General features: G+C 66.6%; 13 protein-coding genes. 4 read left to right on the top strand and 9 right to left on the bottom strand.

The features are described from left to right. Positions 1 to 173: 173 nt before the first annotated feature. The 3 genes from U0C82_RS05215 to aroC all read right to left on the bottom strand — a co-directional run bounded on the left by U0C82_RS05215 (position 174) and on the right by aroC (position 2,622). Positions 174 to 446 (bottom strand): exodeoxyribonuclease VII small subunit, encoded by a 273-nt coding sequence (locus U0C82_RS05215; RefSeq protein WP_322186027.1) that lies wholly within the window; start codon positions 444 to 446, stop codon positions 174 to 176. A gap of 56 nt (positions 447 to 502) precedes the next feature. Further along, entirely contained in the window at positions 503 to 1,429 is a 927-nt protein-coding gene (locus U0C82_RS05210; protein ID WP_322186026.1) for a histone deacetylase family protein, read from the bottom strand. 89 nt (positions 1,430 to 1,518) lie between these two features. Beyond that, a complete protein-coding gene (gene aroC / locus U0C82_RS05205; protein ID WP_322186025.1) occupies positions 1,519 to 2,622 on the bottom strand; it encodes a chorismate synthase in 1,104 nt (367 codons plus the stop codon). Between the two features lie 315 nt (positions 2,623 to 2,937). On the opposite strand from aroC, the gene U0C82_RS05200 reads away from it, so the two are divergent. Continuing rightward, on the top strand, positions 2,938 to 3,189 hold the full coding sequence (locus tag U0C82_RS05200; RefSeq protein ID WP_322186024.1) for a DUF1344 domain-containing protein: 252 nt from the start codon (positions 2,938 to 2,940) through the stop codon (positions 3,187 to 3,189). 42 nt (positions 3,190 to 3,231) lie between these two features. Here the strand turns inward: U0C82_RS05200 and U0C82_RS05195 are convergent, their stop codons facing one another. The 3 genes from U0C82_RS05195 to U0C82_RS05185 all read right to left on the bottom strand — a co-directional run bounded on the left by U0C82_RS05195 (position 3,232) and on the right by U0C82_RS05185 (position 5,985). Next, positions 3,232 to 3,825 carry a histidine phosphatase family protein gene (locus U0C82_RS05195; protein WP_322186023.1) on the bottom strand — a complete coding sequence of 198 codons (594 nt, stop codon included), beginning with the start codon at positions 3,823 to 3,825 and terminating at the stop codon, positions 3,232 to 3,234. 40 nt (positions 3,826 to 3,865) lie between these two features. Then, positions 3,866 to 4,687, bottom strand: coding sequence for an enoyl-ACP reductase FabI (fabI, locus tag U0C82_RS05190; RefSeq protein ID WP_322186022.1), 822 nt, complete (start codon positions 4,685 to 4,687; stop codon positions 3,866 to 3,868). Between the two features lie 296 nt (positions 4,688 to 4,983). Further along, positions 4,984 to 5,985: a J domain-containing protein gene (locus tag U0C82_RS05185; RefSeq protein ID WP_322186021.1), complete on the bottom strand. Its 1,002-nt coding sequence runs from the start codon at positions 5,983 to 5,985 to the stop codon at positions 4,984 to 4,986. A 287-nt stretch (positions 5,986 to 6,272) separates the two neighbouring features. On the opposite strand from U0C82_RS05185, the gene pdxH reads away from it, so the two are divergent. Genes pdxH through U0C82_RS05170 form a run of 3 tightly spaced genes read left to right on the top strand, consistent with a single transcriptional unit; the run spans position 6,273 to position 8,255 of the window. Continuing rightward, positions 6,273 to 6,902, top strand: coding sequence for a pyridoxamine 5'-phosphate oxidase (gene pdxH / locus U0C82_RS05180; RefSeq protein ID WP_322186853.1), 630 nt, complete (start codon positions 6,273 to 6,275; stop codon positions 6,900 to 6,902). A 13-nt stretch (positions 6,903 to 6,915) separates the two neighbouring features. Continuing rightward, complete coding sequence (locus U0C82_RS05175; protein ID WP_322186020.1) at positions 6,916 to 7,626, top strand: TIGR04283 family arsenosugar biosynthesis glycosyltransferase; 711 nt, start codon at positions 6,916 to 6,918, stop codon at positions 7,624 to 7,626. Then, positions 7,623 to 8,255 carry a TIGR04282 family arsenosugar biosynthesis glycosyltransferase gene (locus U0C82_RS05170; RefSeq protein WP_322186019.1) on the top strand — a complete coding sequence of 211 codons (633 nt, stop codon included), beginning with the start codon at positions 7,623 to 7,625 and terminating at the stop codon, positions 8,253 to 8,255. The genes U0C82_RS05175 and U0C82_RS05170 overlap by 4 nt, the downstream gene beginning before the upstream one ends. Before the next feature lie 66 nt (positions 8,256 to 8,321). Here U0C82_RS05170 and U0C82_RS05165 read toward each other — a convergent pair whose 3' ends face one another. The 3 genes from U0C82_RS05165 to U0C82_RS05155 form a co-directional block, all read right to left on the bottom strand. Then, complete coding sequence (locus U0C82_RS05165) at positions 8,322 to 9,032, bottom strand: NAD-dependent deacylase (protein ID WP_322186018.1); 711 nt, start codon at positions 9,030 to 9,032, stop codon at positions 8,322 to 8,324. Positions 9,033 to 9,101: 69 nt separating this feature from the next. Next, positions 9,102 to 12,284 (bottom strand): efflux RND transporter permease subunit, encoded by a 3,183-nt coding sequence (locus U0C82_RS05160; RefSeq protein WP_322186017.1) that lies wholly within the window; start codon positions 12,282 to 12,284, stop codon positions 9,102 to 9,104. Next, positions 12,281 to 13,651, bottom strand: a complete 1,371-nt coding sequence (locus tag U0C82_RS05155; protein ID WP_322186016.1) for an efflux RND transporter periplasmic adaptor subunit — start codon at positions 13,649 to 13,651, stop codon at positions 12,281 to 12,283. The genes U0C82_RS05160 and U0C82_RS05155 overlap by 4 nt, the downstream gene beginning before the upstream one ends. Between the last annotated feature and the right edge of the window lie 3 nt (positions 13,652 to 13,654).

Below are 13,654 nucleotides of genomic sequence, written 5' to 3'. Positions count from 1 at the left end.
GTCTTTTCCTGTCGTTCGACCGCTTTCGTGAAGGCCGACTTGTCATTAAATCGTGTAATGGCGTTTTCGATCAAGCTTTTCGCAAATGTATGTCTGCGTCAAATCGTTTCCGTGCGCTCGCTTATGGCTCGTCGAGCCGGCCGGACTTGCCGCTCACGCCGCCTTCGTGACGGTCAGAGCGAATCGAGCGGCTCGGTGCCCGACGGCTTGCCGGCGCGATTGAGCTTGATCTTCTCCACCTTGTCCTCGGCGGCCGACAGCAGCCTGTCGCAATGGTTCTTCAGCTTCTCGCCGCGCTCGTAGATGCGGATCGAGCGATCGAGCGGCACGTCGCCGCGTTCCAGATCGGTGACGATGCGCTCCAGCGACGCCATCGCCTCCTCGAAGCTCATCCGCTTGATGTCGGAATCGTCCGTCGGGATATCGTCGGTCTGATCGTTGGCCATGAGGTCTTTTCTCGGGTTCGTCGCTTCGAGGCGTCGGTTGTCGGAACGGGCGACGATCAGCCTTCCAGCAGCCGCTTCACGTGGGCCTTCACCGAAACGGCGAGCCCCTGCAGATCGTAGCCGCCTTCGAGGACGCTCACCAGCCTGTCGCCGCAATGGGTCGCGGCGGCATCCATCAGCTTGCCCGTCGCCCAGTCGAAATCCGCCTCGGTCAGCTGAATGTTGGCCAACGGATCGCGGAAATGGGCATCGAACCCGGCGGAGATGATGATGAGGTCGGGCCGGAATGCGTCGATGGCCGGCAGGACGCGGCTGTCGAAGGCATCCTTGAACTTCTCGCCCCCGTCGCCGGCGGCGAGCGGCGCGTTGACGATGTTGCCTTCGCCGGTCTCGCTCTTGGCGCCGGTGCCGGGATAGAGGGGCATCTGGTGGGTGGAGCAATAGAGGACGCTCGGATCCGACCAGAAGATGTCCTGGGTGCCGTTGCCGTGGTGAACGTCCCAGTCGACGATGGCGACCCGCTCGAGGCCGTGGACGGCCTGCGCGTGTCGCGCGGCGATCGCCGCCGTGTTGAACAGGCAGAAGCCCATCGCCGTCGCCTTCTCGGCATGGTGGCCGGGCGGGCGGGCCGCGATGAAGGCATTGCGGATCTCGCCCGAGACGACGCCGTCGACGGCGGCGGTCGCCGCCCCCACGGCGTGGAGCGCGGCCTTGAAGCTCTTCGGACTGATGATCGTATCGCCATCGATGCGGGAAAGGCCGTCCGCGGGAATGGCCTTCGCAACGGCCCGGGCATAATCCTCCGGATGGCAGCGGACGATCGATTCCAGCGCGCCTTCGGGCGCCTCTTCCCGGTCGAGAAGCTGGAACATCTCGTCCTCGAGGATGCGCTCGACCGCCACGAGGCGTTCGGGCCGCTCGGGATGGCCGGGACCGGTCAGGTGCTCGACGAAGATCGGGTGGTGATAGTAACGGGTCAGCATGTTCAAGACCTAACCCGGCTTCGGGCAATTGACAATTTCGGGGACGACCGGATCGATCGGGCGGCACGCGATCCGAAGCGTGCCATGCGTCAGATCCGGCCGGTCTGGCCCCTGTGGCGCAGGAAATGGTCGGCGATGGCGCAGGCCACCATGGCTTCGCCGATCGGCACGGCGCGGATGCCGACGCACGGATCGTGCCGGCCCTTGGTCACCACCTCGATCTCCTGCCCGTCCCGATCGATGGAGCGGCGCGGCGTCAGGATCGACGAGGTGGGCTTGACGGCGAAGCGGGCGACGATGGGGGCGCCGGTGGAGATGCCGCCGAGGACGCCGCCGGCATGGTTCGCCTCGAACACCGGCCTGCCGTCCGTCCCGATCCGCATTTCGTCCGCGTTCTGGGTGCCCCTGAGCGCGGCGGACGCAAATCCGTCGCCGATCTCGACGCCTTTCACGGCGTTGATCGACATCAGGCCCGCCGCGATATCGCTGTCGATCTTGGCATAGAGCGGCGCGCCGAGGCCGGCGGGCACGTTCTCCGCGACCACCTCGATGATCGCGCCGACGCTGTCGTGATCCATGCGGATCTGGTCGAGATAGGTCTCGAAGACCGGGATCGAAGCCGCGTCCGGCGTGAAAAAGGGATTGTCGGACCGCTCGACGACCGCCCAATCCCAGTTGGCGCGGTCGATCGCCTTGTCGCCGATCTGGACGATGGCGCCACGAACCCTGAGGCCCGGCACGATCTTGCGTGCGATGGCTCCGGCGGCGACCCGCATGGCGGTCTCGCGCGCCGAGGAGCGTCCGCCGCCGCGAAAGTCGCGCAGGCCGTATTTCACGTCATAGGCGTAGTCGGCATGGCCGGGCCGGTACTGCCTGGCGATGTCGCCATAATCCTTGGAGCGCTGGTCGACGTTCTGGATCTGGAGGGCGATGGGCGTTCCGGTGGCGATCATCACGTCGGAGTCGGTCTCGTCGGCCAGAACACCGGACAGAACGCTCACCTCGTCCGGCTCCCGGCGCTGGGTGACGAATCGGGAGGAGCCGGGCTTGCGGCGATCGAGCTCGTCCTGAAGCTCGCGGAGCGTGAACCGGATGCCCGGAGGGCAACCGTCGATCGTGCAGCCGATCGCCGGCCCGTGGCTTTCGCCCCAGGTGGTGACACGAAACAGATGACCGAACGTATTGTGCGACATGGTTCACAAAACCTAAAAACCTTGTGCGCAAAGCGTCAGGCGCACGTCCCCGAGCCGCAATAGGGCAGGCGAGCGGCCAGCGTCAAACCGGTCTCACGAATTCGTCAGCCGGGGTGCGCGGAATTGCCATAATCTGGGGCCCATCTGTTGAGCGTGCGGCGCCTTCGGCAGCGGTGCGGGCGGACGGAAGGCCATGGGGATGGTCCAAGGTCCGTTTCGCTGGAGAAGGTCCCGGACGTGAACGGTTTTTTCGCGTTCGTCCATCGGCAAGACGCAGTGTCGCCCTTGCCGGACGACGCCCCGGAGGTGGGTCCCATGTCACGACGTATCGTCGCTTTTTTCGCCAGCTCGTTTCTCAGCGTTGCCATGAGCATTCCGGCCAGTGCCATCGAAGCCGAGGGTTTCGTTCTGGAGGTCAACGAGGAAGCCCGGCAGCTCCAGCTTTCCGACGGGCAGACCTACGATCTGCCGAACGATTTCGATTATGGGGCGGTCTTGCCGGGCATGCCCGTCCACGTCATCTACGACGTCGCCTCGGGCCACAACATCTATCCGTTCTCGGCCTGAGGCGAAGAGACGACACGCGAAAGCCATGCCGCATGAGCCGGATCAGACCCAGTGGGGTCCGGTCCGGTCGAAGGTGAGGATCCGGTCCTGCGGCACGATCGTCATGGCCGCGTCCGTCTCGCTGATCCCGCCGACGCCGCAGAGAACGGCCCGTCCGACGCCGCCATGGGAGACGATGATCGTCTGCGGCGTCAGGCTCGCCAGAAGCGGCTCGATCCTCAACAGGAGTTCGGCATAGGACTCCGAATTGGTGCCCGGACAGCGATAGTTCCACTTGTCCGCCTCTCGCGCCGCGACCGCGTCCGGATCGCGCGCAGCGACCTCCGGAATGGTCGAACCCTCCCAATCGCCGTAGCCGACTTCCACCAGCCGGTCGTCCGTCCGGTAATCCTCCGGATCGAGCCGCAGTTCGGTGCGGATGATGCGCATGGTTTCCTGCGCGCGGTCCATGGGGGAGGCGATGAATGTGAAGGTCTCCGCGCGCTCGCCGAGGCGCCTGCGGAGATAGACGCCGTTGCGCCGCGCCTGAGAGCGGCCGAGCGCGTTGAGGGGAACCTCGCGGCGCCCCTGCAGCCGATCCTGCGCATTGTATTCGGTCTGGCCATGCCGGCAGAAATAGATGTCGTCGGCGACCATGATGTTGCAATTCCCTGGAATGATCTGCGGTCCCGGCCGTCTATTCGTCCTTGACGACGGAAATGTCCGGCGCGTCCACCGCCTTCATGCCGACCGTGTGGTAGCCCGAATCCACATGGTGCACCTCCCCGGTGACGCCTTTCGACATGTCCGACAGGAGATAGAGTGCGGACTGGCCGACCTCGTCGGTGGTCACGGTGCGCTTCAGCGGGGCATTGTACTCGTTCCACTTCAGGATGTAGCGGAAATCGCCGATGCCGGAAGCGGCGAGCGTCTTGATCGGACCGGCCGAAATCGCGTTGACGCGGATGTTCTGCCCGCCCAGATCGACGGCGAGATAGCGCACGGAGGCTTCGAGGGCCGCCTTGGCGACGCCCATCACATTGTAGTGGGGCATCACCTTTTCCGCGCCGTAATAGGTCAGCGTCAGCATGGCGCCGCCATCGTTCATCAGGCGCTGCGCCCGCGCGGCGACCGATGTGAACGAGTAGACGGAGATGTCCATCGTGCGCAGGAAGTTCTCGCGGCTCGTCATCACGTAGCGGCCGGTGAGCTCGGACTTGTCGGAATAGGCGACGGCATGAACGAAGAAATCGATCTTGCCCCATTTTTCGGCAAGATGATCGAAGATCGCGTCGACGCTGGCATCGTCGCCCACGTCGCAATGGCCGGCGACATGGGCGCCGAGTTCGGCGGCAAGCGGCGTGACGCGCTTCTTCAAGGCTTCGCCCTGATAGGTGAGGGCGATCTCCGCGCCCTGTTCGGCGAGAGCCTTCGCGATGCCGAAAGCAATGGAGCGATTGTTGGCGACGCCCATGATCAGGCCTCGCTTGCCGTTCATGAGACCGGTCATCTGGGACATTGCGCCACTCCTTTCCGCAAACCTCGCGGATCCTGCTGCTTTTTTTGAACCTGCGGTATGGCACAGGCCCGCAAGCCCTTCAAGAAAGCGACGGGGTGCCGGCGAACACCCTTTGTTGCAACTGTCGCGCAATGTGACGGGGCGGTGTGGAACCCCATCGGCCGGCCGGCCGGCAAGGGCCGCCAGACCGGGTTGCTTGATTCAAATAAATCAATAGCTTGCAGGCATTGGCCGGCGGTTCGGCCAGAGACCGGCATCGGTCTGCCGGCGCGCGACCCCGGACGGGGTTGCGGCCGTCAGTCGGAGACCGGTTCCTTCGCCAGTTCCCGCTCGAGCACCGCGCGCAACGGATCGTCCTTGTCGGGCAGCGCGATGCGCGTCGTGATCAGGAGATCGTTGCGCGTGCCGATCTTGGTCGTCAGCCCCTTGCCCTTCAGCCGGAAGGTGCGGCCCGAATCGGTCCAGGCCGGGATCGTCAGATTGACCCGGCCGTCCAGCGTGTCGACCGCGACCTTGCCGCCGGACACGGCGGTGCGCAGCGGCACCGATATGTCGGCCTTCAGATCCCGGCCGTCGGTGCGGAACCGCTCGTGCGGCAGGATCCTGATGCGCACGAGCGCGTCGCCCGACTGTCCGCTCGCCGTCGGAGACGGTTGGCCCTGACCGCGCAGGCGAATGGTCTGGCCGTCCTCGACGCCTTCGGGAAGTTTGATCGCGAGCCGCTTTCCGCTCGAAAACTCGACCTCGATCCGCTTGTCGGAGACGATGTCCTCCAGGGTGATCGAGAGCGAGGCTTCGATGTCCGCGCCCTTTCGCGAGGCTTCGCGGGCCGCGGAGAATCCACCGCCTGCAGCGCCCGCACCCGGCATCGGGCCGGCGCGCTTGGCGCCGCCGAAGGTGGAGGAGAAGAAATCGGAGAAGATCGATTCGGCGTCGAACTGCGGCCCGGTCCCGGCCCCGCGCGACCCGCCGAAGTCGAACCCGCCGGGGCCCGCGCCCGCCTGGCCGCGCGTGCCCCCGAAGGGTCCCGCGCCGCCGCCGAAGCCGCCGCCGCTGCCGAAGCCCTGGAATTTGGGCTTGCCCTCATTGTCGATCTCGCCCCGGTCGAACTGGGCGCGCTTTTCCTTCTCGCCAAGGATCTCGTAGGCCTGGTTGGCCTCGTTGAACCTGGCGGCCGCGGCCTTGTCGTTGGGATTGGTGTCGGGGTGGTACTGCTTGGCGAGCTTGCGGAAAGCGGACTTGATCTCCTTCTCACTCGCCGATTTCGCAACACCGAGTACGGAGTAGGGATCGCGCATCGCGCTCGTCGTCCTTGTGCTGTTCGCTTGAAGGTGGCGGTGAAACGCTCGGGTGGAGCCATTTCGTCATCTTGGCGCCTATATGGGATTTTTTCCGTTCCGATAAAAGAGGGCGCTTCGCGCTGGTCGCCGCAAGGCGCAAGCCCGATGCCGGCTGCGCGGCCTCGTGCTTTTTCGGCAAGGACGGAACGACGCTTTGGCGAAACCCATCCGGAGGCCTATGTCATGGGCCATAGGGATCGTTGGGGAGATTGACGACAATGTCCGATCAGACGCAGGACGAGCGCATGAAGCCGCAGCGCAACGGCGATGTGCGGCTGGGCGACGAGCCCGTCGGCGACGATCCGTTCGCGCTTTTCGCGACATGGTTCGAGGCGGCCGAAGCCAACGAGCCGAACGATGCGAACGCGCTCTCGCTCGCAACCGTCTTCCCCGACGGCCAGCCGGACGTGCGCATCGTCCTCCTGAAGGATTTCGACGCGCGCGGTTTCGTCTTCTACACCAATTTCGAGGGGTCGAAGGGCCGGCAGATCCTCGCCTCCATGCGGGCGGCGATGGCCTTCCACTGGAAATCCAGCCTTCGGCAGGTGCGCATCCGCGGCCCGATCGAGATCGTCTCGGACGAGGAGGCCGATGCCTACTACCAGTCCCGCCCGCGCGGCAGCCGCATCGGCGCCTGGGCCTCCGAGCAGTCGAAGCCGCTCGAAAGCCGCGCCATGCTGGAAAAGCGCGTGGCCGAGCTCGCCGAACAATATGAGGGTGAGGAGATCCCGCGTCCCCCCCACTGGTCGGGTTTCCGGCTGGTGCCGATGGCGATCGAGTTCTGGCAGAACGGCCCGTTTCGCCTGCACGACCGGGCGCTCTACGAGCGGGCCGACCGCGACGCGCCCTGGGTGATCACGCGCCTCTATCCGTAAGGCGTCTTCGGGCATGGGCCGCCGACCTGTTTCGAGCGACCGGACGCTGTCCGTCGTCATCCCTGTCCTCAACGAGGCCGCGTCTATTGCGCGGACCCTGCGCGATGCCCGCCGGGCCTGCCCGAACGGGGTCATCATCGTGGTGGACGGCGGCAGTTCCGACGCAACGGTCGCGATGGCGGAGGGTCTGGCCGACATCGTCGCCCACTCGCCGCCCGGACGCGCCCGGCAGATGAACGCGGGCGCCGGAACGGTGGACGCTGCCGTGCTCCTGTTTCTCCACGCCGATACGCAGCTTCCGGACGGCGCCGAACGGCTGATCGCCGAGGGGCTGGCGGACGGGCGCGCCTGGGGCCGCTTCGACGTCGCGATCGCGGGCCGCTCCCGCCTTCTTCCGCTGGTCGCCGCGATGATGAATCTGCGCTCGCGGTCGACCGGCGTTGCGACCGGCGACCAGGCGATCTTCGCAACGCGCGAGGCCTTCGCGGCCGTCGAGGGGTTTCCGCAGATCGCGCTCATGGAGGATGTCGCGATGTCGAAGCGTCTGCGCCGTCTGTCCCGTCCCGCCTGTGTGCGGGCGAAGGCGATCACGTCGGGCCGGCGTTGGGACGCGAACGGCGCGGTCCGTACCATCGCGGCCATGTGGCTTCTGCGCCTTGCCTTCGTCTGCGGCGTCCCGCCAGGCCGCATCGCGAACCTCTATGCGCGATTGAAGGCGCGATGAGCGAAGGCGGCGGCACAGAGACGACGACGCCTTTCGCGCGGGCGACCGTGGTCGTTCTCGCGAAGGCGCCGATCCTTGGAACGGTGAAGACGCGGCTCGCCGGAACCATCGGCGCGCACGAAGTCCTGATCCTTTATCGAAGGCTGTTGGCGCGGACCGTTGCGGGCGTGCGCGATCCGCGCTGGGACACGGTTCTTGCGGTGTCCCCCGACGAGACGGCGTGCGACGATGCGCTGTGGCCGCCGCTGCCGCGCCGCATGGCGCAAGGAACGGGCGATCTCGGCGCGCGCATGCTGCGGCCATTGGCAAGAGCTGCGAACGATGCGCCGGTCCTCGTGGTCGGCAGCGATATTCCGGGACTTTCCGCGCGACAGATCGCGGCGGCGTTTCGCGCGCTCGAGGTTGCGCCCTTCGTGTTCGGCCCTGCGCTGGATGGGGGATTCTATCTCGTCGGCGCGCGGGAGGCCCCGCCCGGAACGCTGTTCGACGGCGTCGAATGGTCGGCGCCGACGACGCTGCGCAGTGTCGTCGGCAACCTGCCGCCGGGGCGTCATGCGACGATCGAAACGCTCGACGATCTCGACGACGAGGCCGCGCTCGAACGTCACCGTGCCGCCGGAACGCTCTGATCGGCGATCCTGCCGGATGCTGCGGAACGGCGGGCTCGCAGCATGCCGGGCGGAAAGCCTGGTTGCTCAGGGGCGCAGGATCGCGTCCACGAAGGCCGGCACGAGACGGCTTGCCGGCCCGTGCCGCGCCTCGTCGAACTGCCAGCTGCCGTCGGAGGGCTCCAGATTGAGTTCGAGGGTCCGGATGCCCCTTTGCCTTGCCTCGGAAACGAAGCCGGCGGCGGGATAGACCGCGCCCGACGTGCCGATCGACACGAAGAGATCGGCGCTTGCGAGCCGTTCGAGAATGAGGTCCATGTGATAGGGTATCTCGCCGAACCAGACGACGTCCGGCCGCATCGTGCCCGTCTTTCCGCATGCCGGGCAGGCATCGTCCACGGCAAGATCGCGCGTCGCGTCGCGGCGCTCTGCGCACCCGTTGCAGAACGCTTTGGCGAGTTCGCCGTGCATGTGGAGGACGCGGCGTGCCCCTGCGCGCTCGTGAAGATCGTCGATGTTCTGCGTGACGAGCGTCAGCGTGCCGGCAAATTCGTGTTCGAGCCGCGCCAGCGCTTCATGGGCCGCGTTCGGCGAGACGGCCGAAAGGCCGGCGCGGCGCGCATTGTAGAAGGCCTGCACCCGGGCCAGATCGCGGACGAACGCTTCGGGCGTCGCCACGTCCTCCAGCCGCACCTTCGACCAGAGCCCGCCCTTGTCGCGAAAGGTCTCGACGCCCGATTCGGCCGAGATGCCGGCGCCGGTGAGGATGAAGAGGGAAGAGGGCCTGCGTTCGGTCATCGGGCGTCCGGTGTCGTGGGGGCGGGAAGACCGGTCGGCGCGAACGGCCCCGCCCGGTCTTCCGGGAACCTATTCCGCCGGAACGCTCTCGCCACCCCCGGCGCTGCGGATCTCGGCCTCGCGGCGCCTCGCCTCTGCCGCCTCGCGCTGCTTCGCCATCGCCTTGTCGCTCGGCGACAGGAGCTTGTAGAACAGCGGGATGAAGAAGATCGCGATGAAGGTCGCAAACAGCATGCCGCCGATCACGCCCGTACCGATCGAGTGGCGCGAGGCCGAGCCCGCGCCGCTCGAGATCGCCAGCGGCACGACGCCGAGGATGAAGGCGAGCGACGTCATCACGATCGGCCGGAAACGCAGTTTCGCCCCTTCGAGCGCGGCGTCGAAGGCCGAAAGGCCCTCGTCGCGCTTCAGCACCGCGAACTCGACGATCAGGATGGCGTTCTTGGCCGCCAGCCCCACCAGCGTCACCAGGCCGATCTGGAAATAGACGTCGTTGTCGATGCCGCGCAGATAGATCGCGAGCAGCGCGCCGAACATGGCGAAGGGAACCGCCAGTAGCACCGCGATGGGCAGCGACCAGCGCTCGTACTGGGCGGCCAGGATCAGGAACACCATCAGGATGCCGAACCCGATCGCCGTCAGCCCCGTGCCGCCCGAGGCGATCTCCTGATAGGCCGAACCCGTCCAGGCGATGTCGTAGCCGTCGGGAAGGGTCTCGGCGGCGATCTCCTGCATCACGGCGAGCGCCTGACCCGACGAATAGCCCGGCGCGGGATTGCCCGACACCTTGGCCGAGGTGAAGGCATTGTAGCGCTCCAGAAGGTCCGGTCCGATGATCCGCTTGACGTTGAGCAGCGTGTCGAGCGGGATCATCGCCCCGTTGGTGGCCTGGACGTAGACGAATCGCAGATCGTCGGGCTTTTCGCGGAAATCGGCTTCCGATTGGAGCGAAACCCGGAAATTGCGCCCGAGAAGGGTGAAATCGTTGACGTAGAGCGAGCCGAAGGTCGACTGCATGGTCTCGAAGATCGAGGAGATCGGCACGTTCAGCGACTGCGCCTTCTGGCGGTCCACCTCGACCTCGTATTGCGGCACGCTGGCCGAGAAGGTCGTGCGTACGCCCGCCAGTTCCGGACGCTCGGCGGCCGCCGCGACCAGCGCGTTGGTCGTCTCCAGCAGCGGCTGGACGCCGGCGCCGCGCCGGTCCTGGATGAACAGGTCGAACCCGCCCGTCGTCGACAGGCCCTGGATCGGCGGCGGGTTGAAGGCGAGCACCATCGCGTCCTGGATGCCGGCGTTCATGCCGATGAACTGGCCGGTGAGATTGCGGGCGTCGAGCGCGGGGTCGGTGCGCTCGGCCCAGTCCTTCAAGGTGATGAAGGCGACGCCGGCCGAGGATTTCTGCGATCCCGACAGGAGATCGAAGCCGGCGAACGCGGTGACGTCCTCGACGGCGGGATTCTTCGAGACGTTCTCGTAGAGCTGGTCCATCACCTGCGTCGTGCGTGACAGGGAGGCGGCCGGCGGCAGGATCGCAACGGCGAAGTTGACGCCCTGGTCTTCCTCGGGAACCAGCGAGCCGGGAATGGTCTGGAAGAAATAGTAGGAGCCGCCGAGAAGCCCCGCAAACAGCACGAGGGCGAGGAAGGCCCGGCGCATGATGAAGGCGACGCCCGCGCCGTACCAGTTCGTCAGCCTGGTGAAGCCGGCATTGAACCAGCGGAACGGGGCAAACGGCTTGGAATGGCTGTTCTTCAACAGAACGCCGCACAAGGCCGGGGTCAGGGTCAGGGCGACGATGCCCGAAATGGTCACTGAAACGGCGATCGTCACCGCGAACTGGCGGTACATGGTGCCGGCGAGGCCGCCGAGAAAGGCGACCGGAATGAACACGGCGCACAGGACGAGGACGATCGCGATGACGGGACCTGCGACCTCCGTCATGGCCTTGGCCGTCGCGTCCTTCGGGTTGAGGCCCTCCGTCGTCATGATGCGTTCGACATTCTCGAGGACGACGATCGCATCGTCGACGACGATGCCGATGGCGAGCACCAGCCCGAAGAGGGTGAGAAGGTTGATCGAGAAGCCGAGGGCCAGGAGCACGCCGAACGTGCCGATGATCGAGACCGGCACCGCGAGCATCGGGATGAGCGTTGCCCGGAACGATTGCAGGAAGACGAAGACGACGATGAAGACGAGCACCATCGCCTCGATGAAGGTGACGATGACCTCCTCGATGGAGGCTTCGATGAACTTCGTCGTGTCGTAGGGAATCGCGTAGGCGATGCCGTCGGGAAACGCCTCGGACAGATCCTCCATCCGCTCGCGCACGCCCGCCAGCGTATCGAGCGCGTTCGCGCCCGGCTGGAGATAGATGCCGATCGGTACGGCGGGTGTGCCGTTGTAGAAGCCGTTGAAGCCGTAGTCCTGCGCGCCGAGTTCCACGCGCGCCACATCCTTCAGGAGCAGCGAGGAGCCGTTCTCGTCGGAGCGCAGGATGATGTTCTCGAAGGCCTGGGCATCGGGCAGGCGGCCCGCCGTCGTCACCGAGTAAGTGAAAGCGAGATCGGAATTGTTGGGCTCGGCGCCGAACTGGCCGGCGGCGAACTGGGCGTTCTGGTCGCGGATCGAGGCGGCGACGTCGCCGGGCGTCAGGCCGTACTGGGCGAGCGCGTCCGGGCGCAGCCAAACGCGCATGGAATAGTCGCGCGCGCCGAACAGCTGCGCCTGGCCGATGCCGGGCAGGCGCTTCAGCTCGTCGAGCACGTTGAGGAGCGCATAGTTCGAGACATAGGTCGCGTCGTAGCGCGGATCGTCCGAAGCCATGGTGATGACCGCGAGGATCGACGAATTCTGCTTGGAGACGGTGACGCCGAGGCGCTGCACCTGTTCGGGCAGGGAGGCGGCGGCCTGCTGGACGCGGTTGTTGACGTTGATCGTCGCCTGGTCCGGATCGGTGCCGGAGGCGAACGTCACGGTGATCGTCGCCGTTCCCGTGGAGGAGTTCGTCGACTGCATGTAGAGCATGTCTTCGACGCCGTTGATCTGCTGTTCGATCGGCGCCGAAACCGTCTGGGCGATCGTCTCGGCACTGGCGCCCGGATAGGACGCGCGCACCTGGACCTGCGGCGGGACGAGTTCGGGATATTGCTCGATCGGCAGGGAAGTCAGCGACAGCAACCCGCCCAGGACGATCAGGATCGAGATGACGGCGGCGAAGATCGGCCGGTCGACGAAGAAACGCGCGTTCATCGAATCAGCTCCGCACGCTCGTTCGAGCCGGTTCGTTCGGGTTCGACATTGTTCTGGGCCTTCCGGGCGGCCTGCCCGTCGGGCAACGCGGTCCGCGGCACCGGCGGGCGCGTCGCCTCGGCCGTGGCCTCGCTCGCCAGCGCGGTCGCGGCGCGGTCCGCGCCGTCCGACTGAGAGGACGTCCCGCCGGGTCCGGCCTCGCCGTCTTCGGAGCCTTCGCCCCTATCCTCCGCCTCGGCCGGCGGCGTGCCGGACGGCTGCGGATCGACCGGCGCGCCGGGCCGCACCTTGACGACGCCTTCGGTCACCACCTTGTCCCCGACGTCGAGACCTTCGGAAATCAGGATCATGCCGTCCAGCTCGCGTGCCACGGTCACGGGCTTGACCTCGGCCAAATTGTCGTCCCCCACCGTATAGACGAACGTGCCCTGCGGCCCCTGCATCAGCGCTTCGGTCGGGATCGTGATCGCGTCCTCCACGGACAGGCCCTCGACCTGCAGCCGCACGAACTGGCCGGGCAGGAGACGCCGGTCGGGATTGGGCAGCACCGCGCGCGACAGGATCGTGCCGGTCTGCGTGTCGATCGTCGTCGAGGTGAAGTCGATCCGGCCGGTCTTGTCGTAGGTGGAGCCGTCGCCGAACCGGATCGTCACGGTGAGATCGGAGGCCTCGTCCGCGCCCTCGAGACGACCTTCGTCGAGAAGTTCGCGAATCGAGGCGGCTTCGGTGTCGGCGGCGGAGAAATTGACGTTGATCGGATCGAGCTGGTCGATCCGGGTCAGGAGATCGCCCGAGCTCAGAAGGCTGCCTTCCGGCACCTGTTCGAGGCTGGTGATGCCGCTGACCGGCGCGCGGACCGTTGCGTATTCGAGCGAGAGGTTCGCCGTGCGCAACTGCGCTTCCGCGGCCGCGACCTGGGCTTCGGCGAGCTGGCGCGCCGAGATCGCATCGTCGAGATTGGCCTGGCTGGAGGCGCCGCGCTGGGCGAGCGTGCGGGCGCGCTCCTCGCTGCGCTGGGCCTGCGAGAGGCCGGCCTGGGCTTCCAGCACCTGCGCACGGGCGAGCGCGACCTGCGCCTCGTAGGTCGCGGGATCGATCCGGAAGAGAAGATCGCCGACTTTGACGCGCGAGCCTTCCTCGAAGTCGCGCTCGAGCAGGATGCCGCCGACGCGCGCGCGGACCTGGACCTCGCGGGATGCGGCGACCCGGCCCGCATAATCGTAGGTGACCGGCAGGTCCTGCGCCACGACGGTCTGGACGGTGACGCCGGGCGGGGGCGGCGTGCCGCCGCCCTGGGCGAAGGCGGGGCCATGCACGAGCGTACCGAGAGCGGCGATGGCGACCAGCGCTGTCTTGAAATCGTGCATTGG

It is taken from the genome of Fulvimarina uroteuthidis, from assembly GCF_034321785.1.
GTDB classification, from domain to species: Bacteria; Pseudomonadota; Alphaproteobacteria; order Rhizobiales; family Rhizobiaceae; genus Fulvimarina; species Fulvimarina uroteuthidis.
The sequence above is the reverse complement of the archived record's forward strand: the minus strand, read 5'-3'. Positions and strand labels throughout refer to the sequence as shown.

Excerpts from the sequence above, each read along its gene's own strand:
- U0C82_RS05215 (WP_322186027.1), bottom strand. The coding sequence starts at position 446 with ATGGCCAACGATCAGACCGACGATATCCCGACGGACGATTCCGACATC.
- U0C82_RS05210 (WP_322186026.1), bottom strand. The coding sequence starts at position 1,429 with ATGCTGACCCGTTACTATCACCACCCGATCTTCGTCGAGCACCTGACC.
- aroC (WP_322186025.1), bottom strand. The coding sequence starts at position 2,622 with ATGTCGCACAATACGTTCGGTCATCTGTTTCGTGTCACCACCTGGGGC.
- U0C82_RS05200 (WP_322186024.1), top strand. The coding sequence starts at position 2,938 with ATGTCACGACGTATCGTCGCTTTTTTCGCCAGCTCGTTTCTCAGCGTT.
- U0C82_RS05195 (WP_322186023.1), bottom strand. The coding sequence starts at position 3,825 with ATGGTCGCCGACGACATCTATTTCTGCCGGCATGGCCAGACCGAATAC.
- fabI (WP_322186022.1), bottom strand. The coding sequence starts at position 4,687 with ATGTCCCAGATGACCGGTCTCATGAACGGCAAGCGAGGCCTGATCATG.
- U0C82_RS05185 (WP_322186021.1), bottom strand. The coding sequence starts at position 5,985 with ATGCGCGATCCCTACTCCGTACTCGGTGTTGCGAAATCGGCGAGTGAG.
- pdxH (WP_322186853.1), top strand. The coding sequence starts at position 6,273 with ATGAAGCCGCAGCGCAACGGCGATGTGCGGCTGGGCGACGAGCCCGTC.
- U0C82_RS05175 (WP_322186020.1), top strand. The coding sequence starts at position 6,916 with ATGGGCCGCCGACCTGTTTCGAGCGACCGGACGCTGTCCGTCGTCATC.
- U0C82_RS05170 (WP_322186019.1), top strand. The coding sequence starts at position 7,623 with ATGAGCGAAGGCGGCGGCACAGAGACGACGACGCCTTTCGCGCGGGCG.
- U0C82_RS05165 (WP_322186018.1), bottom strand. The coding sequence starts at position 9,032 with ATGACCGAACGCAGGCCCTCTTCCCTCTTCATCCTCACCGGCGCCGGC.
- U0C82_RS05160 (WP_322186017.1), bottom strand. The coding sequence starts at position 12,284 with ATGAACGCGCGTTTCTTCGTCGACCGGCCGATCTTCGCCGCCGTCATC.
- U0C82_RS05155 (WP_322186016.1), bottom strand. The coding sequence starts at position 13,651 with ATGCACGATTTCAAGACAGCGCTGGTCGCCATCGCCGCTCTCGGTACG.